This is a genomic window from Streptomyces sp. NPDC033221 (assembly GCF_055577005.1).
The window spans coordinates 395,309-416,385 of the sequence record NZ_JBVIQN010000002.1 but is presented as its reverse complement, the minus strand read 5'-3'; the positions used below and the strand labels follow the sequence as shown (position 1 = coordinate 416,385).

At 72.1% G+C, this 21,077-nt stretch carries 23 protein-coding genes; 9 read left to right on the top strand and 14 right to left on the bottom strand.

Annotated elements, in window-relative coordinates:
- Window positions 1–13 precede the first annotated feature (13 nt).
- Window positions 14–721, bottom strand: a complete 708-nt coding sequence (locus ACZ53K_RS03925) for a lysoplasmalogenase (protein WP_468831765.1) — start codon at window positions 719–721, stop codon at window positions 14–16.
- A complete protein-coding gene (locus ACZ53K_RS03920; RefSeq protein WP_468831762.1) occupies window positions 718–1,821 on the bottom strand; it encodes a sterol desaturase family protein in 1,104 nt (367 codons plus the stop codon). Before ACZ53K_RS03920 ends, ACZ53K_RS03925 begins: the two co-directional genes overlap by 4 nt.
- 391 nt (window positions 1,822–2,212) lie before the next feature.
- On the opposite strand from ACZ53K_RS03920, the gene ACZ53K_RS03915 reads away from it, so the two are divergent.
- The 5 genes from ACZ53K_RS03915 to ACZ53K_RS03895 all read left to right on the top strand — a co-directional run bounded on the left by ACZ53K_RS03915 (window position 2,213) and on the right by ACZ53K_RS03895 (window position 7,167).
- Complete coding sequence (locus tag ACZ53K_RS03915) at window positions 2,213–3,244, top strand: DEDDh family exonuclease (RefSeq protein WP_468831759.1); 1,032 nt, start codon at window positions 2,213–2,215, stop codon at window positions 3,242–3,244.
- 63 nt (window positions 3,245–3,307) lie between these two features.
- Window positions 3,308–3,541 (top strand): hypothetical protein, encoded by a 234-nt coding sequence (locus tag ACZ53K_RS03910; protein WP_063726112.1) that lies wholly within the window; start codon window positions 3,308–3,310, stop codon window positions 3,539–3,541.
- A gap of 58 nt (window positions 3,542–3,599) precedes the next feature.
- Window positions 3,600–4,592, top strand: coding sequence for an SURF1 family cytochrome oxidase biogenesis protein (locus ACZ53K_RS03905; RefSeq protein ID WP_468831756.1), 993 nt, complete (start codon window positions 3,600–3,602; stop codon window positions 4,590–4,592).
- Window positions 4,593–4,621: 29 nt separating this feature from the next.
- Window positions 4,622–6,406, top strand: a complete 1,785-nt coding sequence (locus tag ACZ53K_RS03900; protein ID WP_468831753.1) for a glycoside hydrolase family 15 protein — start codon at window positions 4,622–4,624, stop codon at window positions 6,404–6,406.
- A gap of 5 nt (window positions 6,407–6,411) precedes the next feature.
- Window positions 6,412–7,167, top strand: coding sequence for an SDR family oxidoreductase (locus ACZ53K_RS03895; protein WP_468831750.1), 756 nt, complete (start codon window positions 6,412–6,414; stop codon window positions 7,165–7,167).
- A gap of 165 nt (window positions 7,168–7,332) precedes the next feature.
- On the opposite strand, the gene ACZ53K_RS03890 is transcribed toward ACZ53K_RS03895, so the two are convergent.
- A complete protein-coding gene (locus ACZ53K_RS03890; protein ID WP_468831748.1) occupies window positions 7,333–7,701 on the bottom strand; it encodes a recombinase family protein in 369 nt (122 codons plus the stop codon).
- 120 nt (window positions 7,702–7,821) lie between these two features.
- Window positions 7,822–8,790 carry a helix-turn-helix domain-containing protein gene (locus ACZ53K_RS03885; RefSeq protein WP_468831746.1) on the bottom strand — a complete coding sequence of 323 codons (969 nt, stop codon included), beginning with the start codon at window positions 8,788–8,790 and terminating at the stop codon, window positions 7,822–7,824.
- A 117-nt stretch (window positions 8,791–8,907) separates the two neighbouring features.
- Here ACZ53K_RS03885 and ACZ53K_RS03880 point away from each other — a divergent pair, with 117 nt between their 5' ends.
- Window positions 8,908–9,456, top strand: coding sequence for a flavoprotein (locus ACZ53K_RS03880; protein ID WP_468831743.1), 549 nt, complete (start codon window positions 8,908–8,910; stop codon window positions 9,454–9,456).
- A 75-nt stretch (window positions 9,457–9,531) separates the two neighbouring features.
- On the opposite strand, the gene ACZ53K_RS03875 is transcribed toward ACZ53K_RS03880, so the two are convergent.
- From ACZ53K_RS03875 to ACZ53K_RS03850, 6 genes are all read right to left on the bottom strand, one after another.
- A complete protein-coding gene (locus ACZ53K_RS03875) occupies window positions 9,532–9,834 on the bottom strand; it encodes a hypothetical protein (protein WP_468831740.1) in 303 nt (100 codons plus the stop codon).
- A gap of 401 nt (window positions 9,835–10,235) precedes the next feature.
- On the bottom strand, window positions 10,236–10,841 hold the full coding sequence (amaP, locus tag ACZ53K_RS03870; RefSeq protein ID WP_468831737.1) for an alkaline shock response membrane anchor protein AmaP: 606 nt from the start codon (window positions 10,839–10,841) through the stop codon (window positions 10,236–10,238).
- Window positions 10,842–10,849: 8 nt separating this feature from the next.
- Window positions 10,850–11,629 (bottom strand): DUF6286 domain-containing protein, encoded by a 780-nt coding sequence (locus ACZ53K_RS03865; RefSeq protein WP_468831734.1) that lies wholly within the window; start codon window positions 11,627–11,629, stop codon window positions 10,850–10,852.
- Window positions 11,626–12,030, bottom strand: a complete 405-nt coding sequence (locus tag ACZ53K_RS03860) for a hypothetical protein (protein ID WP_468831732.1) — start codon at window positions 12,028–12,030, stop codon at window positions 11,626–11,628. Before ACZ53K_RS03860 ends, ACZ53K_RS03865 begins: the two co-directional genes overlap by 4 nt.
- Window positions 12,031–12,036: 6 nt before the next feature.
- The gene (locus tag ACZ53K_RS03855) at window positions 12,037–12,234 is read right to left on the bottom strand and encodes a hypothetical protein (RefSeq protein WP_406520677.1); all 198 of its coding nucleotides are present in this window, start codon (window positions 12,232–12,234) and stop codon (window positions 12,037–12,039) included.
- Between the two features lie 82 nt (window positions 12,235–12,316).
- On the bottom strand, window positions 12,317–12,799 hold the full coding sequence (locus ACZ53K_RS03850) for an Asp23/Gls24 family envelope stress response protein (RefSeq protein WP_030021350.1): 483 nt from the start codon (window positions 12,797–12,799) through the stop codon (window positions 12,317–12,319).
- Between the two features lie 192 nt (window positions 12,800–12,991).
- On the opposite strand from ACZ53K_RS03850, the gene ACZ53K_RS03845 reads away from it, so the two are divergent.
- Window positions 12,992–13,756: a hypothetical protein gene (locus ACZ53K_RS03845; RefSeq protein ID WP_468831729.1), complete on the top strand. Its 765-nt coding sequence runs from the start codon at window positions 12,992–12,994 to the stop codon at window positions 13,754–13,756.
- Between the two features lie 13 nt (window positions 13,757–13,769).
- Here the strand turns inward: ACZ53K_RS03845 and ACZ53K_RS03840 are convergent, their stop codons facing one another.
- From ACZ53K_RS03840 to ACZ53K_RS03830, 3 genes are all read right to left on the bottom strand, one after another.
- Window positions 13,770–14,549: an enoyl-CoA hydratase/isomerase family protein gene (locus ACZ53K_RS03840; RefSeq protein ID WP_468831726.1), complete on the bottom strand. Its 780-nt coding sequence runs from the start codon at window positions 14,547–14,549 to the stop codon at window positions 13,770–13,772.
- Window positions 14,550–14,666: 117 nt separating this feature from the next.
- Window positions 14,667–14,888, bottom strand: coding sequence for a helix-turn-helix domain-containing protein (locus tag ACZ53K_RS03835; protein ID WP_030021347.1), 222 nt, complete (start codon window positions 14,886–14,888; stop codon window positions 14,667–14,669).
- Window positions 14,889–15,422: 534 nt separating this feature from the next.
- Window positions 15,423–17,021, bottom strand: coding sequence for an ABC-F family ATP-binding cassette domain-containing protein (locus ACZ53K_RS03830; protein WP_468831723.1), 1,599 nt, complete (start codon window positions 17,019–17,021; stop codon window positions 15,423–15,425).
- 410 nt (window positions 17,022–17,431) lie between these two features.
- Between ACZ53K_RS03830 and ypfJ the strand changes: the two genes are divergently transcribed.
- Both ypfJ and ACZ53K_RS03820 read left to right on the top strand, forming a co-directional pair.
- The gene (gene ypfJ / locus ACZ53K_RS03825) at window positions 17,432–18,322 is read left to right on the top strand and encodes a KPN_02809 family neutral zinc metallopeptidase (protein WP_468831720.1); all 891 of its coding nucleotides are present in this window, start codon (window positions 17,432–17,434) and stop codon (window positions 18,320–18,322) included.
- Between the two features lie 155 nt (window positions 18,323–18,477).
- Window positions 18,478–18,906, top strand: a complete 429-nt coding sequence (locus ACZ53K_RS03820; protein WP_468831717.1) for a VOC family protein — start codon at window positions 18,478–18,480, stop codon at window positions 18,904–18,906.
- A 58-nt stretch (window positions 18,907–18,964) separates the two neighbouring features.
- Here the strand turns inward: ACZ53K_RS03820 and ACZ53K_RS03815 are convergent, their stop codons facing one another.
- Complete coding sequence (locus ACZ53K_RS03815; RefSeq protein ID WP_468831714.1) at window positions 18,965–20,560, bottom strand: hypothetical protein; 1,596 nt, start codon at window positions 20,558–20,560, stop codon at window positions 18,965–18,967.
- Between the last annotated feature and the right edge of the window lie 517 nt (window positions 20,561–21,077).

The following is a 21,077-nucleotide window of genomic DNA, read 5'->3' as shown; positions in this document are numbered from 1 at the left end:
CGTTCCTTGCAGATCAGACGGTTGTACTACGCACCTCACCGTACGCCCGCGTGGTACCGGCTACCCCGGTCCGTTCGCCTGCCGCGTACGTCCGCCGTACGCCGTCGGCCAGCGCGTACTGGGCCGCCGTATAGGTCAGCATGACCCAGAACTGGGCGGCGGGCGGCTGCTGCCAATGGGCCAGACCGGTGGCGAGCAGCGAGTCGGAGAGCAGGAAGAGCAGCCCGCCGAGCGCGGCCCGCGGCCCGAGCCGCAGGGCACTGAAGGCCGTCGCGGTGAGCAGCAGGCTGTACGCGGCGACCGGCAGCCGCAGGTCCGCCGCCAGGCCGGGCCAGAGCAGCGCGACGAAGCCGAGCCAGACGGCCGCGTAACCGGCGGCGAGCGGCCCGGAGAGCCGGAGCCCGCCGGGGAAGGCTCCGCGCCGGGTGAGGAGCGCCAGGTAGCAGACGTGTCCGGCGGCGAAGGAGCCCATGCCGACGAGGAACAGCCCGTCGTCACCGGTCTGCAGGAGGGTGTCACCGCCGCAGCCGAAGAGCAGCGCGACGGCGAGCAGCCGGGGCGCACCCGCGGCGAGCACGTACGCGGCCAGTACGGGCATCAGCGCGGGTTTGGTCAGGTGGACGACGGGGGTGGCACCGGCGAGCAGCGCGCCGAGGTGGACGGCGGTCAGCACGGCGAAGGCACCGAGCAGGACCCGCGCGGTGCGCGCGGTGGACGTCACGCGACGGGCTCCTTTGAGGCGTCGGCGGACTTGGCGGGCTTGGCCTGCTTGGCCGACTTGGCGGGCTTGGCCGACTTGGCGGGCTTGGCCTGCCGGGCGGACTTGGCCGCTTTAGCCGCTTTGGATTGTTTAGACACTTTGGCGGCTTTCGAGGCTTCAGTCGCCTTTGCGGCCCTAGGCGCTTCGAGCGCTTCGGAGTCCTCGGCGGACTCGGACACCCCGGCAGCTTCTGACACCCCGGCCTTCCCCGGCGCCTTGCCGCCCACGAGCCCCGCCGGCTGCCACCCGGGCCCCCGGAACACCCGCCCCGCCCGCTCGCTCCAGCTGCCCGCCGCCCGCACGTCGCGCGCGATGGCCGCGTACTCGTGGGTGGCGACCCGTAGCGGGTTGAAGGTGTGGATGTTCTTGGTGAGGCCGTACACCGGCCGCTCCGTCTCCGGGACGAACGAGCCGAACATGCGGTCCCAAATGATGAGGATGCCGCCGAAGTTGCGGTCCAGGTAGCCGCCCTGTGAGGCGTGGTGCACCCGGTGGTGGGAGGGCGTGTTCAGCACGTACTCGAAGGGCCTGGCCAGCTTGCCGACGCGCTCGGTGTGCACCCAGAACTGGTAGACGAGGTTGGCCCCCGAGCAGAACGCGACCGCGGCCGGGTGCACCCCGAGCGCGATCATGGGCACATAGAACGGCCAGACCGTCCAGGTCGTCCAGGGCTGGCGCAGCGCGGTGGTGAGGTTGAACTTCTCGCTGGAGTGGTGCACCACGTGGCACGCCCACAGGACGCGGATGACGTGGTGGCCGCGGTGTGACCAGTAGTAGAAAAAGTCCTGCGCGAGCAGCATCAGCGGCAGCGTCCACCACAGGATGGGCACGCGCAGCGGCGTCAGCGTGTAGACGGCCGAGTAGACGGCGACGATCGGGATCTTCCACAGCGCGTCGAAGACCAGGCTGCCCAGTCCCATACCGACACTCGTCGCCGCGTCCTTGGCCTCGTACCCGGCGGCGTCCTCGTCGGGATGGAGGCGGTAGCTCACCATCTCCACCACGGCGAGTATGACGAAAGCGGGCACGGACCACAGCACGACATCGGGCAGGTGCGGCATGTCGGCACCATAAAGGCGCCGACGGGGCCCTCGCTAGGGGTTGTTACCGAGAAGTATGTAAGAAGGAGTGTCAGCGACGGGCGGATGCGGGCCCGTACACACTCGGACCGGTACGCATACGGGTCCGCACACCGCCGCCCACCGCCGCCGCCACTCGAACCGGACCTTTGCGACGTAACACCGCGAGAAGGGCTCGGCCGGCAGCGCGACACGGGAGAGGGCCGGGCGCCACCGTGGTACCGGTTCCCCCGTTCGGGGACCAACGGGCGGCGGGCCGCGCACCGTTCGCGCACGTCCGCCGCTGCCCGTACGGCCGCGGACGGTGCCGGAGCGGCAGTCGGTACGGGGAGGGCGGTGGCGCTGTCAGTGGGGGCCCGTATCCTCAGTGACCATGCTCGAAGACCGTATGGCAGCAGCCCGCCCGATCACCCCGGCGATCGGGCAGCAGCCGTCCCCTCCGGAGGCGGCCGCCTCCTGGCCGGCCGCGTATCCGAAGGGGTACGCGGTCGTCGACGTGGAGACCACCGGCCTGGCCCGCGACGACCGGATAGTCTCCGCCGCCGTGTACCGCCTCGACACCCACGGCGAGGTCGAGGACCACTGGTACACCCTGGTCAACCCGGAGCGGGACCCGGGCCCGGTGTGGATCCACGGTCTGACGAGCGACATGCTCGCCGCGGCGCCGCTCTTCCCGGAGATCGTCCCCGAGCTGTCCGAGCGGCTGGAAGGGCGCGTCCTGGTCGCCCACAACGCGATGTTCGACTGGTCGATGATCGCCCGCGAGTACGCCCGCGCCGAGGCCGAGGCACCCGTACGGCAGCGGCTGTGCACCATCGCGCTCTCCAAGGAGCTGCGGCTGCCGCTGCCCAACCACAAGCTGGAGTCCCTCGCCGCGCACTACGGCGTCACCCAGCAGCACGCCCACCACGCGCTCGACGACGCCCGGGTGCTGGCCGAGGCGTTCCGCCCCAGTCTGCGGCTGGCCGCCCAGGCCAACCTGCGCCTGCCGCTGCTGGCCTGCCAGCCGCTCACCGAGTGGGCGGACGGCCCGGCGGCGCCCCGGCAGCGGACGGCCGCGGCCACCTACCGGCCCACCAACTGGCGCCCGTCGCGCAAGCGGCCCGCCTGCCCGTACCCGAACCCGGGACGGTACGAACCGGGCGCCCGGCTGGTGCAGGGGATGCGGGTGGCGTTCTCCGGTGACACCTCCGTCGACCGCGAGCTGCTGGAGGACCGCGCGATCGAGGCCGGTCTGCACGTGGCCACCAGCGTCTCCCGGCTGACCAGCCTGCTGGTCACCAACGACCCCGATGCGCGGACGTCCAAGACCGCCAAGGCCGCCACCTTCGGCACACCGGTGATCGACGAGGCGGCCTTCATGCAACTCCTCCAGGACGTGGCCCCGGCGCCTGCGTCCGGGTGAAGCACCACAACACGCCTCCCGCAGGCTCGCCCCGCCGCCCGCCGCACGCGCACCCTGTGGCGCATGGCACGTTGTGAGGTCTGCGGAAACGAATACGGCATGACGTTCGAAGTGCACGCACAGGGTGCGGTGCACGTCTTCGACTGCTTCTCGTGCGCCATCCACCGCATGGCGCCGATCTGCGAGCACTGCCGGTGTCAGATCATCGGCCAGGGCGTGGAGGCCGCCGGACGCTGGTTCTGCGGCGCCCACTGCGCCCGCGCGGAAGGGCAGGCGGGCATCGTCGACCGGGTCTGAGGGCCGGTGCCGGACCCCCACGCCGGGGTGCCCGATGCCTCGGCTGTACCGTCATGGGGTGTACCGCTTCCTGTTGTCCCGGCAGTGGGTGATCCTCACCCTCGTGGGCCTCGTCCTGATCCCAGTGATGATCAAGCTGGGCTTCTGGCAGTACCACCGCCATGAACACCGGGTCGCGCAGAACCAGCTCATCGCGGACAGCCTCGCCGCCACCCCGGTCCCGGTCACCGACCTGACCGCGCCCGGCCGGCCGCTCCCCCGCGACGACATGTGGCGCCGGGTCACCGCCACCGGCACGTACGACACGAAGCACGAGGTGGTGGTCCGCCAGCGGACCGCCGCCGACGAGCAGACCATCGGCTACTACGTACTGACCCCGCTGGTCCTGGACCAGGGCCCGCGCAAGGGCACCACCGTCCTGGTCAACCGCGGCTGGATCGCCGCGGGCAACGACCTCACCCGCTTCCCCGACGTCCCCGCCGCGCCCACCGGCAAGGTCACCGTCACCGGCCGGATGATGGCGGACGAGACCACCGAGGGCAGCGGCATCAAGGACAAGCGCGGCCTGCCCGAGCGCCAGGTCATGCTGATCAACAGCGAGCAGCAGGCCGAGGCGCTGCACCGGCCGGTGCTCGGCGGCTACATCGAGCAGACCGCCCCGAAACCGGCCGACGGCAAGCCCGAACCGGTACCCGACCCGGACCACGACAGCATCGGCCCGCACATGGCCTACGCGATCCAGTGGTGGCTGTTCGCCGCGGCGGTGCCCGTCGGCTGGATCGTCCTGGTCCGCCGGGAGCGCAAGGACCGGCTCGCCGCCGCCGCGAACGAGGCGGAAGCCGCGGGTGACGGCGGTTCCGGCGGGGACGGCGGTTCCGGCGGGGACGGCGGTTCCGGTGGCGACGGCGGCCCCGACGGAGACGGCGACTCCGGTCAAGAGACCGGCTCCGGTGGAGACAACGGCCCCGTCGGAGACGGTGAAGGCAGCACCGGCACCACGGAATCCGCGCCCGCCGCGCCGTCGCACCGTACAGTCGCCAGCACCGAGTAGCTGCCGGCCGCTGACGGAAGGGGCGCCGCGTGCACGCACCCATCGAGGACTACGCGCTCATCGGTGACCTGCAGACCGCCGCCCTGGTCGGCCGGAACGGCTCCGTCGACTGGCTGTGCCTGCCCCACTTCGACTCCGCCGCCTGCTTCGCCGCGCTGCTCGGCGACCAGGAGAACGGCCACTGGCTGCTCGCCCCCACGGACCCCGACGCCCGGCCCGAACGCTCCTACCGCGGCGGCTCCCTCGTCCTGGACACCGTCTGGCACACCGCCACCGGCTCGGTGAAGGTCACCGACTTCATGCCGCAGCGCGACCGCGCGCCCGACCTCGTCCGCATCGTGGAGGGCCTGGAGGGCGACGTTCCCATGCAAGGGGTGCTGCGGCTGCGCTTCGACTACGGCCTGGTCGTGCCCTGGGTGCGGCACGTCGACGGCTGCCGTGTCGCGGTGGCCGGACCCGACTCGGTGTGGCTGCGCATCGAACCCGAGGTCAAGACGTACGGGGAGGGGCTCAGCACCCGCTCGGACTTCGGCGTCGCGGCGGGCGAGCGGGTGGCGTTCATCCTCACCTGGCACCCCTCCCACGAGCCGCGCCCGGCCCAGATCGACCCGTACGAGGCACTGAAGCACACCCTGGAGGACTGGCAGGCGTGGTCGGCACACTGCCGCTACGACGGTCCGTACCGCGCCGAAGTGCTGCGTTCCCTGATCACGCTCAAAGCGCTGACCTTCGCGCCCACCGGCGGCATCGTCGCCGCGCCCACCACCTCGCTGCCCGAGGAGCTGGGCGGCGTACGCAACTGGGACTACCGCTTCTGCTGGCTGCGCGACGCCACCCTGACCCTCAACTCCCTGGTCACCGCCGGATACACCGAAGAAGCCTCGGCCTGGCGGGACTGGCTGCTGCGCGCGGTGGCCGGCAACCCGGCCGACCTCCAGATCATGTACGGCCTGGGCGGCGAGCGGCGGCTGCCGGAGGCCGAGCTGCCCTGGCTCGGCGGCTACGCCGGCTCCACGCCCGTACGCATCGGCAACGCCGCCGTCGAACAGCGGCAGCTCGACGTGTACGGCGGCGTGCTGGACTCCTTCCACATCGCACGCGTCGCGGGCCTGCCGTCCAAGCCGCACGCCTGGAACATCCAGCGCTCCCTGCTGGACTTCCTGGAGTCCCACTGGCGCGATCCGGACGAGGGGCTGTGGGAGGTCCGCGGGCCCCGCCGGCACTTCGTCCACTCCAAGATCCTGGCGTGGGTGGCCGCCGACCGCGCCATCAAGGCGGTCGAGGCCCGCCCCGAACTGGAGGGCGACGTCGGGCGCTGGCGCGCGATGCGCGACGAGGTGCACCGCGAGGTGTGCGAGAAGGGGTACGACGCCGAGCGCAACACCTTCACCCAGTCCTACGGCTCGGACCTGCTGGACGCGGCGACGCTGCTGGTCCCGCGCCTCGGCTTCCTGCCCGCGGACGACCCGAGGGTCGTCGGCACGGTCGACGCGGTCCGCGCGGAGCTGTCGCACGGTGGCCTGATAAAGCGTTACAGCACCGACGCCACCACCGTCGACGGGCTGCCGGGCGACGAGGGCGCCTTCCTGGTCTGCTCGTTCTGGCTGGCCGAAGCCCTGCACCTGACCGGACGGCCGAAGGAGGCCCGCGAGCTGTTCGACCGGCTGCTCCGGCTGCCCAACGACCTGGGGCTGCTGGCCGAGGAGTACGACCCGGTCGCCGGCCGCCAGCTGGGCAACTTCCCCCAGGCATTCAGCCACATCGGACTCATCAGCACCGCCTTCACCATGTTCGGGTGCGACGGGGCAGACTGACCCCCATGGATCTAGGACTCACCGACCGGACCTACATCGTCACCGGCGCCACCCGCGGCCTGGGCTTCGCCACCGCGCGGGAACTGATCGCCGACGGCGCGAACGTCGTCCTCAGCGGGCGCGACGCGGACAGCGCACAGGCCGCCGCGGCCTCGCTCGGCGACCGCGCGCACGGCATCGCCGCCGACAACGCCGACCCGGACGCCGCCGCACGCCTGGTCGACACGGCCCGCGAACGCTTCGGCCGCCTCGACGGCATCCTCGTCAGCGTCGGCGGCCCGCCCCCGGGAGCGCCCACCGGCAACACCGACGAGCAGTGGCAGGCGGCCTTCGAATCGGTCTTCCTCGGCGCGGTACGGCTCGCCCGCACAGCGTCCGCCGCCCTCGGCGACGGCGGCGCGATCGGCTTCGTCCTCTCCGGCTCGGTCCACGAACCCATCAACGGCCTGGCCATCTCCAACGGCCTCCGCCCCGGCCTCGCCGGCTACGCCAAGGCCCTCGCCGACGAACTGGGCCCACGCGGCATCCGCGTCTTCGGCATCCTGCCGGGCCGCATCGCCACCGACCGGATGACCCAGCTCGACGCGCTGTCCGGCGCCCCGGAGGAGTCCCGCGCCCGCAACAGCGCCTCCATCCCCCTGCGCCGCTACGGCGAACCGTCGGAATTCGGCCGAACGGCCGCGTTCCTGCTGTCGCCGGCGGCGTCGTACGTCACCGGGGTGATGGTGCCGGTGGACGGTGGGGCTCGGCGGGGGTTCTGAGGAGGGTGGGGCGACCAGGCCGCCTTCCCGCGCCATCGTGATGGTGCGAACGGCGCGGGCGCGAGGAGTGGTCAGCACCCGAAGTCGCTGCCGACGGCGAGCGTGACCACCACCCCGGCCATGCCGATGACGTACGCGGTCATCGACGTGCGGTCACGCTTCGCTTCAGAGGGCCAGCGCCCCATGGCCAAGCTCGTCGGACTCGTCGAACGTGGTCGCGCAGTAGCCGCCGGCCCGCGCGACTCGCTGCTGGAAGGTGATGCGGTGAACGGGATCGGCTGCCAAGCGCCCCCACGAGTGCAACAGGCAGATCACCGGCCGGATGCCCGCTTCCCTGCGCAAGGTCTCCAGCAGGGCGGATAGCTGCGGGCGGGTGTCGGCGAGTGCATCGTCTCCGCGGTCGACCCAATGGTCGGCCACCGTCCATTTCCTGCTTGCGGCGTAATTGCGGCAGCCTTCGATGCGCATGTCGAGGTAGGCGCTGGACCGTGTGGCGTTGCGGTCGTAGATGAAGACCAGCGGAGTGATTGTCATGGCCTCAGCCCTGTCCCATAGGGTCGTTGATCAGGTACGGGACCAGAGTGACGCGTTGGGGCGCCCACAATGCTCACCGTTCTGTGAGCGCCAGCGAGCCGGCGTGTGAGCGTCGACCGCTCACATTCCTATCCAGACGGCCATGTGGTTCAGGGTGTCAGGAGTTCGACGGGCCGCATGGACCAATCCCCTGATCGTTTCGCGAGCACCCGGGTGGTAGCGCGTCTGCTCCGGGGCTGCCCGCCGCGCGCTGACCAAGCTCTTGAGCGCCGCTTCTGTACGGCCGACTTCCATCTCGGACCGGGCCCGGTCGATGAAGAAGTGGGCGCGTCTGGAGGTGGCCAGACCAGAGGGGAGCCGGACCTTCTTGGCCTGGCTCACCGCATCGTCATAATGCCCCATCTCAACGGCTGCGGACATCCGATGCAGGTCGATATTGGCCGGGCCGAACGAGAGCCAATGGATCAAGGCGGCATCCCCGGTCCGGTTCGCGCACGCGGTGGCCTGCGCCAGATGGTTCTTGACCCCCGCGCTGTCCCTGGCGCGAGCTGCGATGACGGTCGCCCCGAGGTGCAGTTGCCCGGTGACGGCCATCGTCTCCCGCGCGTCGGCGGGCGCCTGGAGCAGCAGCCCCTGACCAGAGCTGATGAGGCGGCGCCCGATGGTGTACTCGCCCTCACGGAAGTACACCAGGGCACGCATGTACTGGCGGATCGCGGCCAGACAGGGATCAGAGGCCCGCTCGGCCGCCCAGGCCATCCGATCCAGGGCAACGGCGCTGAGGTCGAAGTAGCCCAGCTTCACGGTGATGTCGTGAGCGGTGCGGTAGGTCGAGGCGAGAGCCTGCCACAGCTCTGCACCAGGGGAACGCCACACCGCGGTGGTCAGTTCGTGGATGAGGCCGGGCACAAACGCCTTGGCGACGGCAGCCGTGAAGTCCAGCGTCGCCGCGCGGGCGCCGCACTCGACCTGGTTGAGGAGGCTGTAGCTGTACGGGATGAGAGCTGCCAGCTCGCGTTGAGACAGACGCGCGAACCTGCGCTGCTCCTTGATGCGTGCACCGGTGTGGTCGTCGTCCGGAATAGGCATACGGGTCTCCGCCCCTCGCAGACACTTGGAACGGTACCCGCGCAGTCACGCCCGGGTCAGTGCTCCGTCCCCGTGGCCACCCGGTGCGGGGACGGTCGCATGTGGTGGGATGTGGCCATGAGGCGCCCTGTGTTGTACCTGTTCGGCTCCGCTGCCCCGCCGGTCCACCAGTTTCCCGACGTGGTGCGCCGTGCCCAGAATGAAGGCTTCGACGTCTGCGTGGGGTTGACGCCGACGGCGGCCCGGTGGCTCGGCGCCGAGCTGCCACTTCTTGAGGGGCTGACCGATCACGTGGTGCGGTCCGAGTACAAGGCACCGGGCGAGGTGGACGTGTGGCCGAAGGCGGACGTGATCCTGTTCGCGCCGGCCACGTTCAACAGCGTCAACTCGTGGGCGCTCGGCCTCACGCACAACTTCGTCGTGGGCATCGCCGCGGAAGGAGCCGGCAAGGGCATCCCGATGGTGGTGATGCCGTGCGTGAACTCGGCCTATGCCTTCCACCCGCAGTTCGACCGGTCGGTGGAGACGCTGCGGGACATGGGTGTGCACGTGCTGTACGGCGAAGGGGGCTTCGTGCCCAACGAGCCTGGAAAGGGGCGGCCAGCGGAGTACCCGTGGCATCTGGCCCTTGGGAAGGCGCGAGCGATCGTCGGCCCTCGCCCGTAGCATCAGCGCGTGCGGGCCGCAATCATGTGGCAGCGTAAGCGGAGCGACACCTGACCCGTGGTTGAAGAAGAACAGCTACTGCTCGTCACGGGCGCTCCACTCGCTACCGCTTGCCGGGCCAGAGAGGTCAACACCGCCGACAGGAAGGGCCTGGTCGTCCTCGCTGCAACGGCTAAAGCAAACTCGGGTATGTCCGCTGAGGGTCACGTTGGCTGCCGTGACGAAGGTCAGGTGGGCTAATGACCGGTGCCGCTCAATGCCGGGGTCTCGCAGTTCGAAGAGGGGACGCTCGCTGCCGACATGATCGACGAAGAGCCCTGACAGTTCGGTTACCGTGTCCCCTACAGCGTTCTGTAATTCGAAGGCGGCGGACGCCACGATCCGAGGCCCCTCAAGTGATACTGCCGCTACAGCTTCCTTGAGTTCTTTCGCCGCCGCTGCCGCTTCTACCATCGCGGGCTGCGGTGGGCCGCCTGCGGTGGCTGATGGCCGAAGCTTGCTGGCGGCTGAAAGCTTTCGACCGAGCTCGTGGTAGGAAGCGAGGAAGGCGGCGTACGTAGCTCGCCAAGCTTCGCGTTGTGCCAGTTGCCGCTGTCCACGATGCTCCTGCCGTCCTTTCAACAACGTGAATCCGGCGCCATCGCGACCTGTACGACCGTCTCCACGGGCGCCCTGTCCGGACCCGGCGGCGGGTAGTGCCGCCAAGGCCAGCCGTTGATCAAATGCGCGAATCAGGTGTACCGGTTCCCGCCCTGGTCCGCCGCCCCGTACGCCCCCCGCTAACTCACCCGCTCAGCCCGGTGCTTGACTGCCCGCAGCTGTACCTCGGCAGGCAGTCGTTCCAGGCCTGCCGAAGTACGGGCGTGAGCGATCGCCTCGGACGAGAGTCGGGCGAGCACGGCGCAGGGTTCCGCGTGCGGGGCGAGCGCCAGTCCGGCCCGCACGCGTGGTTCCGTGCGGCGGCCGGTCAGCTGTGCCCGGGCACGGTCCACGCCGTCCAGCGACTCGGATTCGGCCGTCAGGGCGTTCTCCAGCGCGCGGCCGCGCAGCTGGGCGCCCTCGCCGTCGCCGCTGTCCACGAGGATCTCCCGTAGCCGGTGCCGCCGGAACTGGGACAGCAGCCACCACAGGGCCAGCAGGACGAGCACGGCCAGGGCCGCGATGACCACCGGCCACCACCAGCCCTGGTCCGTCCAGCGTGTGCGGTCCGTGTCGCGCAGCAGGACGTCGTCCGGCCGGGACCAGCGTCCGCCGGTCGGCAGGTCGAAGCCCCACTTGCGGGGCAGGTCGAGGCCGCCGAGGAGGACCGTGCCGCCGACGCAGATCAGGACCAGGCCGGTCAGGCCCAGCAGTACCCGGTTGACCGTTCGCAGAGCCTTGCGCATCGCCGTGCTCACCTCTTCGCCGACCGGCGCACCCGTACGGACAGCGCGAGCCGCCGGGCGAGGCCCAGCTGCCGCAGTCCGTCGCCGAGCGCCGTGTCCAGGTCGCTCCGTACCTCGTCCAGTTCGCGGAAGTGCGAGACCGCGCGCGCCTTGGCCCTGCGGCGGCCGACGGCGACGCGTACGGACTGCACGCCCGGCACCTCCATGGCCCGGTCACGCAGCACCAGCGCGGCCGCCGCGCGGTCCAGGCCGCCGCGTACGTCCGGTGTGGTGCGCCGCATCGGCAGCACGTCGCGCAGGCCGGGCGTCAGCGCGAGCACCAGCAGCCAGAGGCCGAGGGCCACGGCCACGGCGGCGCCCACGAGGACCCACACGTCGTCCAGGTGGCGGGACGCCAGCTCGTCGGCGAGGCGCTTGCGCCAGGCCATCGCCGGGCGGTCGGCGCGTACCGCGGCCACGTCGTACAGCAGCAGTCCGGTGGCGCCGAGCACGACGAGCGCGACCAGGGCGGCCGGTACGCGCCGCGCCGCCCAGAAGCGCCGGGCGCGTCCGCCGTCGCCGGTCTCCTCGCAGGGGTCCCGCTCGGTGTCCGCGGGGCCGGTGCCTTCGGGGCCGGTGTGCTCGGGGCCGGGCGGTGCGCTCCCCGGGCCGCCCTGGGCGCCGGGTCCGTCCGGTGTACCCGGGCCGCCCGGTGCGCCGGGGCCGGGCGGGTCCGCGGTGGCGCCCGCCGACTTGTCGAGGGTGGGCAGCCGCCGGGTCCGCCGCAGATCGGGATCGTCGTCGTTCATCGCACCCTCCCGCGGCCCGTCCGCTCCATCTGGGGCGAATGCAGCCGTTCGACCTGGACGGCGACCTCGGGCACCGACATGCCGGCCAGGTCGCGGACGCGCCGCGTCACCTGCCGACGTACGGCACCGCACTGGGCGCCGATGTCGGAGGGGTAGCCCAGTTCGACGGCCACCCGTACCCGGGCCTCGCCGAAGTCCCGCCGCCCGTCGCGCCGGCGTACGGTCACCGACGCGTGGGCGTCGGTGTGTGCGGCGGAGGCGTCGCGCAGGGCCTCGCGCGCGGCCTGCGCGGCGATCTTGGCCACGACCCGGTCCGCGATCCGGGTGGCGCCTCGTTCACCGGCCGGTACGGCCGGATCGGCGGCGCCGGGTGCCGCGGCCGCGTGGGACACGGTCGCCACCGGGCGTCACCTCCGCCGGTCGTCGCGGTCGCCCGTACGGGTCCGGAAGAACTCACCGGCCTCCAGGTCGCCGTCCACGAACTTTCCCACGATGAATCCGATGGCGCCCAGCGCCGCCACCAGCACGAAGGCCCCGAAACCGCCGAAGTATCCGGCGAAGCCCAGCGCCATTCCGGCCAACAGACCGATCACGGCCATGCTCATCTACGCGCTTCCCTTCGCTACCACCCCGGCCGGGCCCTGCGGAGCGAAGCCCCGGCGCTGTCGTCTTCGGAACCGGCCCGCCCTACTGGAGGCGCGGCTCCTCGTCGTCCTCGTCCTCCTCGTCGTCGGGCAGTTTGACGTCGCTCACCGCGATGTTGACCTCGACGACCTCCAGGCCCGTCATCCGCTCCACGGCGGAGATGACGTTCTCCCGTACGGCCCTGGCGAGGTCCGCGATCGAGACGCCGTACTCGACGACGATCTCCAGGTCCAGCGCGGTCTGCACCTCGCCGACCTCGGCCTTGACGCCTCGGGTCACCGACTTGCTGCCGCCGGGCACCCGGTCGCGTACCGCGCCGAGCGTGCGGGCGAAGCCGCTGCCCATGGCGTGTACGCCCATCACGTCCCGGGCGGCCATCCCGGCGATCTTCTCCACGACGCCGTCCGCGATGGTGGTGCGCCCGCGGGTCGCGGGGTCACCGCCGCCCCGCTTGGTCCCCAGCGTCTTGCCCTGCGAGTCTCCGGTCCGCGGCTCGGGCCGGTTACCTTGTGCGCTCTCGGTCATCGCCGATCGTCCCTTTCCGGAGGGTCGGAGCTCGAAGCCGCTCCGTTTCTTACAGTAAGTCCGCTTCCCCGCGGGTGCTCCAGGGATGCGGCAGCCGGGTGGACCGGATGCCGCCAATCGGGTCCGTGGCCCTGCCGCCCGGGCGGGGGTACGGCATGGTGGAAGCACTTTTCGGGAAAGAGGTGACGGCCGGTGGCAGGTGACCAGTTGGTGACGGCGGTACGGCGGCAGCTCGGGCTGGGCCGGCTGCTGCCGCTCGGCGGCCCGGCGGACGGAGCGTGGATCGCCGAACGGGCGGCCGCCGGTGTGCTGCGGGCGGCCGGCGACGCGCTGCCGGGGCTCCGCGTCGGTACGCTCCGGCTGTCTGTGGCGGACCCGGCTGCCGCGCCGGAGCCGGCGGTCCCGGCGCCGCCGAGCGCGCTGCCGCCGGGGCCGGTGCTGATCGAGGCGGATTTCGCGGCCACGGCCGGACGTCCGGTTCCGGCTTCCGCCGGCATCCTGCGGGAAGCGCTGCTGGCGTGTGCGGCGGAGCGGCTGGGGCTGGAGGTGTCCGCCGTCGATCTGCGGATCACCGATCTGCTCGACGAGCGAGAAGAAGAGGGGGAAGGGGAGGACAGCGGCGGCGCGGGCGCCCTCCCCGGCAGCTCGCCGGGGGCGGACGGAGCCACCGCCGACGCTGCCGGGCCCCTGGAGACGGCCGTACTGCGCGTCCCCGGAGTCGTCCGGCTCGTACCGGCGTTGGGGGCGCTGTCCCGGCCGGTGCGTCAGGAGGACGGGCACGTACTGGTGCAGCTGGCCGTCGCGCCGGACCGGCGCACGCTGGACGTGGCGCGGGCGGTACGTGGAGCGGTCGAAGCGGCGGCGGTCCAGGAAGCGGCGGGCGTGGGGGCGGCAGGCGGAAAGCGGCCGACCGTCGCGGTGCTCGTCGCCGCCCTCGAAGCGCCCACCGCCTCCTGAGCGGTGACCGGCTCTACTCGCCCAGGCCCGCCAGGTCGCGCAGCCGGCGTGCCTGTGCGGCGCGTTCGGCGGCCCGCTGCTCCTCGTACGTACGGGAAGCGGCGCCCATCAGCAGGGCCTTGGTCTCGATGACGGCGTCCCGCGGCGCGGCGACGAGGGCCCCCGCCAGGTCGGCGACGGCACCGTCCAGGTCGGCGGCGGGCACGACGAGGTTGGCCAGGCCGATGCGCTCGGCCTCGTCGGCGTGCACGAAGCGGCCCGTGGCGCAGATCTCCAGCGCACGGGCGTAGCCGACCAGGGCGACCAGGGGGTGGGTGCCGGTCAGGTCCGGCACCAGCCCGAGGCTGGTCTCGCGCATGGCGAATTGCGCGTCGGCGGCGCACACCCGCAGGTCACAGGCGAGCGCGAGCTGGAAGCCCGCGCCGATCGCATGGCCCTGCACAGCGGCGACGGACACCACGTCGTGGCGCCGCCACCAGGTGAACGCTTCCTGGTACTCGGCGATCGTGGCGTCCAGTTCGCTGTCCGGGCCCCGTGCCATGTCGAGGAACGACGGTTCGCCGTCGAAGCCTTCGGGCGTGAACGCCTGCCGGTCCAGGCCGGCGGAGAAGGACTTGCCCTCGCCGCGCAGCACCACGATCCGGACATCTCCCGGCACCAGTGATCCGGCCTCGGCCAGCGCCCGCCACATGGCGGGCGACTGCGCGTTGCGTTTGGCCGGTCCGGCGAGGGTCACCGTGGCGATCACGTCGTCCACGGTGAGCCGCACACCGTCCTTGTCGAGCAGAGTCATGGGGCGCCTCCGAGTCAGCCGACCGCACTTGCGTGCTTAAGTGACTGAACAGTAACCACCCGGTCGCCTGCTCGACCGACCGGGTGGCACCGTAGCTCCCGGAGCGGAACGCCTCGGTCAGGCCGAGGCGGCCTTCTTGCCCCTGGTGGCTCCGCCACGACCACGCAGGGTCACACCGGATTCGCTGAGCATCCGGTGCACGAACCCGTAGGAGCGGCCGGTCTCTTCGGCCAGCGCCCGGATGCTCGCTCCGGAGTCGTACTTCTTCTTCAGGTCTGCCGCGAGCTTCTCGCGCGCGGCGCCGGTCACCCGGCTGCCCTTCTTCAGAGTCTCGGCCACCCGTGCCTCCTCGTGGGAAGTGCGCTCTGGACTCTCATGATCACCCCTTCCCGCCTTCCTGGCCACCCATTCAGCAAGGTCCGTGGGACATCGTTTGGCGTCGAAGGCGCCGTATTGACTCTTGGAATTAGGGGTTCCGCTCGGGATTTCACCGCTCCGACCATGGAATTCTTGGTGAACAAGCAGGTCAGAGGGGGCTGGTACGAAATGATGACGGCCGGGCCCATGGGGCCCGGCCGTCACAGGGAGGCTCGCCGATGTACGAGCCGCTCTCACTCAGATGATGGATCACCCGTCGGCCGAATGATCCATACGTCCTTGATCCTTCCCGGTTCCGAGCCCCTTCCGAGGAGCCGGCGGGCACGGAACGGACACCGATCGGGCACCGAACGGGCACGGAAAAGGACGGAACGGGCCGCGCGTACAGGCCCGGCCGCGCACACAGGTCGGCCGCGGGCCCGGATCCGGCCGCGCGGGCTCGTACCCGCGGGCTCGGACCCACGTACTCGGGCCCGCGTGCCCAGACGCCCGTGCTCAGGCCAGCGCGACGAGGTCCGCGTAGTCCTGGCCCCACAGGTCCTCGACGCCGTCGGGCAGCAGGATGATGCGCTCCGGCTGGAGGGCGTCCACCGCGCCCTCGTCGTGGGAGACCAGCACCACGGCGCCGGTGAAGGTGTGCAGCGCGCCGAGGATCTCCTCACGGCTGGCCGGGTCGAGGTTGTTGGTCGGCTCGTCCAGGAGCAGCACGTTGGCGGAGGAGACGACCAGGGTGGCCAGCGCCAGCCGGGTCTTCTCACCGCCGGAGAGCACGCCCGCGGGCTTGTCGACGTCGTCACCGGAGAAGAGGAACGAGCCGAGCGTTTTGCGGATGTCGACCAGGTCCATGTCCGGCGCGGCGGAACGCATGTTCTCCAGGACCGTGCGGTCCGGGTCCAGCGTCTCGTGCTCCTGCGCGTAGTAGCCCAGCTTCAGACCGTGCCCGGGGCGCACCTCGCCGGTGTCCGGCGTCTCGACGCCGGCCAGCAGCCGCAGCAGCGTGGTCTTGCCCGCGCCGTTCAGGCCCAGGATGACGACCCGGGAGCCCTTGTCGATGGCCAGGTCGACGTCGGTGAAGATCTCCAGCGAGCCGTACGACTTGGACAGGCCCTCGGCGGTGAGCGGGGTCTTGCCGCAGGGCGCGGGGTCCGGGAAGCGCAGCTTGGCGACCTTGTCGGAGGCGCGCTTGGCGTCCAGCCCGGCGAGCAGCTTGTCGGCCCGCTTGGCCATGTTCTGCGCGGCGACGGTCTTGGTGGCCTTGGCCCGCATCTTGTCGGCCTGCGAGTGCAGCTGCGCGGCCTTCTTCTCCGCGTTGGCGCGCTCGCGCTTGCGGCGCTTCTCGTCGGCCTCACGCTGCTGCTGGTAGAGCTTCCAGCCCATGTTGTAGATGTCGATCTCGGACCGGTTGGCGTCCAGGTAGAACACCTTGTTCACCACGGTCTCGACCAGCTCGACATCGTGGGAGATCACGATGAAGCCGCCGCGGTACGTCTTCAGGTAGTCGCGCAGCCAGACGATCGAGTCGGCGTCGAGGTGGTTGGTCGGCTCGTCAAGGAGCAGCGTGTCGGAGTCCGAGAAGAGGATCCGGGCCAGCTCGACGCGGCGCCGCTGACCGCCGGAGAGGGTGTGCAGGGGCTGGCCGAGAATCCGGTCGGGCAGGCCCAGGCTGGCGGCGATGGTCGCGGCCTCCGCCTCGGCCGCGTAGCCGCCCTTGGTCAGGAACTCCGTCTCCAGGCGCTCGTACTTCTTCATCGCCTTTTCGCGGGTGGCGCCCTTGCCGTTGGACATCCGGTCCTCGTTCTCGCGCATCTTGCGCAGGACGGAGTCCAGGCCGCGGGCGGACAGGATGCGGTCGCGGGCGAGGACGTCGAGGTCACCGGTGCGCGGGTCCTGCGGCAGGTAACCGACGTCGCCGGAGCGGGTGACCGTGCCGGCGGCGGGGATGCCCTCGCCCGCCAGGACCTTGGTGAGGGTCGTCTTGCCCGCGCCGTTGCGGCCGACCAGGCCGATCCGGTCGCCCTTGGCGATACGGAAGGAAGCGGATTCGATGAGGACGCGGGCGCCGGCGCGCAGCTCAAGGCCGGAGGCGGTGATCACGGGAAGACTCCAGGGCAGGTGAGGACAGCGGAAGGGACGGGGATGATCACAGCCGCGCGGCGCGCCCCGTACACGGCACAAGCCTGTGCTGACGGGCGGCGAGAGCGGCGCGCCTGCGCCGTCTAATGCACGAGGAGAATTGCCATACGGACCAGTCTAGCGGTGACGTGCAACCAGTTTTCCCGGGCCGCCGCCCGGGCCGGATGCGGCGGTACGGGCCCTTGGCGACGTGCAGTACGGCTCCCTCGTGACGTGCCGTGCCGCGCTTCGGGGGCGCCGGCCGGGTGACGGTGGCCCGCCTCCGCGGCCTCGCCCGTTCGGCCGCCCGGGGTCGCGGCGGGGCGGCGGGCGCGGCTGGATGGGGCGAGGCGGCGCGCGCCGCACGGGTGAGCGCGGAGGACGGTACGGCCATGCAGTTCGACGACGACTCCGGGCTGGACACCTCGCAGGTCCAGGACCAGCGCGGCAGCCGGGTGCCCGGCGGGCGGGCCACGATCGGCGGCGGGCTGGCGGGGCTGATCGCGCTCGTGGCCGGCCTGTTCTTCGGCATCGGACCGGACGAGCTGGGGCTGACGGAATCGGCCCCTCCCCCGGAGCCCACCGCCTCCTCGGCGGAACGGGTCCAGGAGCGGTGCCGTACCGGGCAGGACGCCAACAGCAGGGAGGACTGCCGGATCGTGGCGGTCGTCAACAGCGCCCAGTCCTTCTGGCAGCAGGAGTTCCGGCGGCGCGGCGCCTCGTACGGACGGGCGCCGACGGTCTTCTTCACGGCCCGTACGCAGACCGCGTGCGGGAGCGCGACCTCGGCCGTCGGGCCGTTCTACTGCCCCGGCGACCGCAAGGTCTACCTGGACCTCGACTTCTTCCGCGAGCTGCGGACGAAGTTCGGCGCCGGCGGCGGGCCGTTCGCGCAGGCCTACGTCGTGGCGCACGAGTACGGGCACCACGTGCAGAACCTGTCGGGCACGCTGCGCCGGTCCCAGGGCGGGCGGCCGGGCGCGGACAGCGGCGCCGTGAAGGTGGAGCTGCAGGCCGACTGCTACGCGGGGGTGTGGGCCCGGCACGCCGCCGGTACGCCCGAGGAGTCCACCGGGCGGCCCTTGATCACCAGTCTCACCGAGGCGGACGTACGGGACGGCCTCGACGCGGCGGCAGCGGTCGGTGACGACCGGATCCAGGAGAGGTTCCAGGGCCGGGTCACTCCGGAGAGCTGGACGCACGGGTCCTCGGCGCAGCGGCAGCAGTGGTTCTCGACCGGGTTCCGCACGGGGGACGCGGGGCGCTGCGACACGTTTCGGTGAAGCGGCGGGCGAACGCGTATCAGTACTGGTCAGGAGGGTGTTCGGCGAGCGCTCGGGGGCGTTGTCAGACCCTGGTGCCAGACTGTGATGTGGGTCTCAAAAGGGGCCCGGAGGAGCTGATCAGGAGCTGATCACAGGCAGGGAAGGTGAGCGTCATGACCGATGTGGCAGCAGGGGCGGCGACGTTCTGTCCGACGTTCTGTCCGTCGTTGCATTACCGCGACGCGAAGGCGGCCATCAAGCAGCTGACGGAAGCCTTCGGCTTCACGCAGAGCGCGCTGTACGAAAGCGAGGACGGCACCGTGCTGCACGCCGAGCTGTCCTACGGCAACGGTGTGGTGATGCTGGGCTCGAAGGGCGCCGGCGGGGCGTACGAGCAGGCGCTGGGAGGCGGCGGCCCGATCGGCGTGTACGCGACCGTCGCGGACCCGGACGCGCACCACCGGCGGGCCGAGCAGGCCGGGGTGGAGATAGTGCTGCCGCTCACGGACCAGGACTACGGCTCCCGTGAGTACACGGCCCGCGACCTGGAGGGCAATCTCTGGACGTTCGGCACGTACGCGCCGGCGCTGCCGCAGGGCTGAGAGGGGGCGGGCGCCGGGCACCACGGCCGGGTTTCCCGGGCGCGCCCGCCCCGGAGCGTCACGCGCCGCCGGTGTGGACCTGGAAGGCGGCGCGGCGCACGGCCTTGGCGAGGGCCGGGTCGGGGTGGGCGGCGGCCAGCGCGACCAGGACCTGCACGGTGCGCGGATGCCCGACGGCCCGTACCTCCTCCAGCAGGCGCGGGACCGAGCCCTGGACCGCCGAGTCGAGGTGGCGGACCAGCAGCTGGCTCTCGCCGTGGTCGGCGACGGCCGCGGCGGTGTCGACCCAGAGCCAGGTGGACTCCTCGCGGGTCAGCACGTCCGGCGCGGTCTCCGGGTCGCCGCCCTCGTGCTCGACCAGCCAGAGCAGGGCGTACGGCCGCAGGGCCGCCTCGTCGGCGGCGGCGCGCACGGCCGGCTCGGCCGGCGCCCCGACGGCGCGCAGCGCCTCGAAGGCGAGGCCGCGCAGCAGCGCGTCCTCGCCGCGGGCGACGCCGAGGAGTTCCTCGACGGCGCTGCCCGCGGACCGGGCGGCGAGCCAGGCACGGTATTCGGCGCGCGCCGGGCCCGGGGTCAGCCGGGCGCAGCCGCGCAGCATCGCCTCGGCGGACTGCTCGATATTGCCCGCCGGGCTCTGCGCGGCGACACAGATCTGTTCCAGCTTGACCCAGACCGACCAGTTGCCGAGGGGGGTGAGAAGGGCTTCGCGTTCAGCGGGCACGCCGGTCTTCGCACCGTCGCGCACGACGAGCGCGCCGACGGCGGCGAGGCCGTCCAGCGCCCAGTCCAGGAGTACCGCGAGTGACACCCCCGCGGTGTCACCCGCCGCTCCGGGCCGGGCCGGTCCCGAGGCGGCCGAGTCCGGACCGGGGCCCTTGGCCGGGTCCGGGCCGGGGCTCGCGTTCGGGCCCGGGTCAGGGCTCGTGGCCGGGTCCTTGGCTGCGCCTGGTTCCGCGTCCGTGGCTGTGTCTGATTCCGTGTCCGGTTCCATCTCGGGGCCCGCGTGCGGGCCGCGGTCCGGTCCGTACGGCACCTCGCAGCGCTCGGTGCGCAGTTCGGCGACGCGCTGTTCCAGCATGTCCAGCAGGACCGCGAGCCGGACCGGTCCGGCCGACAGGTGCAGCAGGGACAGCAGCTGCGGCACGGCCTCGACGACCTCGGCGACGGCGGTCGGCCCGGCGCCGGGCGGCGCGGGGCGCGCCAGCGACCAGGCGTCGAAGAGTGCGACCCAGCCGCGCAGCGCGGCGGTGTCGTCGCGCTCCCAGGCGCGCAGCCGCCAGCCGGGGCGGGCCAGGCCGCCGTGCAGTTCGACGAGTCCGGCCAGCCGGGCCAGGTCCCAGTCCGTACGGACCTGGTCGGGGGTCAGCCGCAGGTCGTGCGCCGCCTGTTCGGCGACGTCGGCCGGGAGGGCACCGTCCGTGCCGGCCCGCAGCCCGGCGCCCGCGCCGTGCTCGCCGTCGGCCCAGCGGGCGAGCCGTACGGCGCCGGCCAGGCCGGCGCGGGCCTGCCGCGCCAGTTCCGCGGGCGGCGGGGTGCCCTGGGGCGGCCGGGGCGCCGGGCGGGCGGCCCGGGTGCTCACCGCTCGGCGGGCGGCGGCGATCGGTTGACGGGGGACAAGTCGGAGCCGGGAGTCGCGCGGAGTACGGGACGTCACAGGGTGCAGTCTTCCCGCTGACGGCCCGAAAGCCCAATCGGAACGGTCGGTACGTTCCGGCGGCCCGTCGCACGAGAGGCGCACGGGGCGGTCGGCACGGGGCGTAAGGGCGGGTCACCGGGGGTTGTACGAGGGGTGGCCGCAAACCGTACGGGAAGGGGCGCCGCTGGGGCACCGCGGGGTCGGCGCGGGGGCGTAGCGGGGCGTGCGGAGTGCGGGTCCGCGGCCCTTGGATCAGGCCGTACAGGCAGGCCGTACAGGCAGGCCGTACAGGCACGTCATACGGACGGGCCGCCACCGCCTGCCCCGGAGGCCCGGGGCCCGACGGACAGTCCGCCGCCCCCCGGGCAGGCCGTAACGACCCAAGCAGGTCGCCGCAGATCGACAGAGGCGGGCAGATCACAGAGGTGCGCAGACCACGCAGGCGGACAGGCCACGCAGGGCGAGCAGAACAGACCATGCACAGCACACACCACGTACGGCAGGCAGACCACACACAGAGGTCAGAGGACAGACC

What these genes read in the sequence shown, in the direction of transcription:
- ACZ53K_RS03840 (WP_468831726.1), bottom strand. Translation starts at nt 14,549, where the DNA reads ATGACTCTGCTCGACAAGGACGGTGTGCGGCTCACCGTGGACGACGTG.
- ACZ53K_RS03885 (WP_468831746.1), bottom strand. Translation starts at nt 8,790, where the DNA reads ATGCCTATTCCGGACGACGACCACACCGGTGCACGCATCAAGGAGCAG.
- ACZ53K_RS03850 (WP_030021350.1), bottom strand. Translation starts at nt 12,799, where the DNA reads ATGACCGAGAGCGCACAAGGTAACCGGCCCGAGCCGCGGACCGGAGAC.
- ACZ53K_RS03855 (WP_406520677.1), bottom strand. Translation starts at nt 12,234, where the DNA reads ATGAGCATGGCCGTGATCGGTCTGTTGGCCGGAATGGCGCTGGGCTTC.
- amaP (WP_468831737.1), bottom strand. Translation starts at nt 10,841, where the DNA reads ATGCGCAAGGCTCTGCGAACGGTCAACCGGGTACTGCTGGGCCTGACC.
- ACZ53K_RS03895 (WP_468831750.1), top strand. Translation starts at nt 6,412, where the DNA reads ATGGATCTAGGACTCACCGACCGGACCTACATCGTCACCGGCGCCACC.
- ACZ53K_RS03865 (WP_468831734.1), bottom strand. Translation starts at nt 11,629, where the DNA reads ATGAACGACGACGATCCCGATCTGCGGCGGACCCGGCGGCTGCCCACC.
- ACZ53K_RS03890 (WP_468831748.1), bottom strand. Translation starts at nt 7,701, where the DNA reads ATGACAATCACTCCGCTGGTCTTCATCTACGACCGCAACGCCACACGG.
- ypfJ (WP_468831720.1), top strand. Translation starts at nt 17,432, where the DNA reads ATGCAGTTCGACGACGACTCCGGGCTGGACACCTCGCAGGTCCAGGAC.
- ACZ53K_RS03915 (WP_468831759.1), top strand. Translation starts at nt 2,213, where the DNA reads ATGCTCGAAGACCGTATGGCAGCAGCCCGCCCGATCACCCCGGCGATC.
- ACZ53K_RS03820 (WP_468831717.1), top strand. Translation starts at nt 18,478, where the DNA reads ATGACCGATGTGGCAGCAGGGGCGGCGACGTTCTGTCCGACGTTCTGT.
- ACZ53K_RS03910 (WP_063726112.1), top strand. Translation starts at nt 3,308, where the DNA reads ATGGCACGTTGTGAGGTCTGCGGAAACGAATACGGCATGACGTTCGAA.
- ACZ53K_RS03920 (WP_468831762.1), bottom strand. Translation starts at nt 1,821, where the DNA reads ATGCCGCACCTGCCCGATGTCGTGCTGTGGTCCGTGCCCGCTTTCGTC.
- ACZ53K_RS03880 (WP_468831743.1), top strand. Translation starts at nt 8,908, where the DNA reads ATGAGGCGCCCTGTGTTGTACCTGTTCGGCTCCGCTGCCCCGCCGGTC.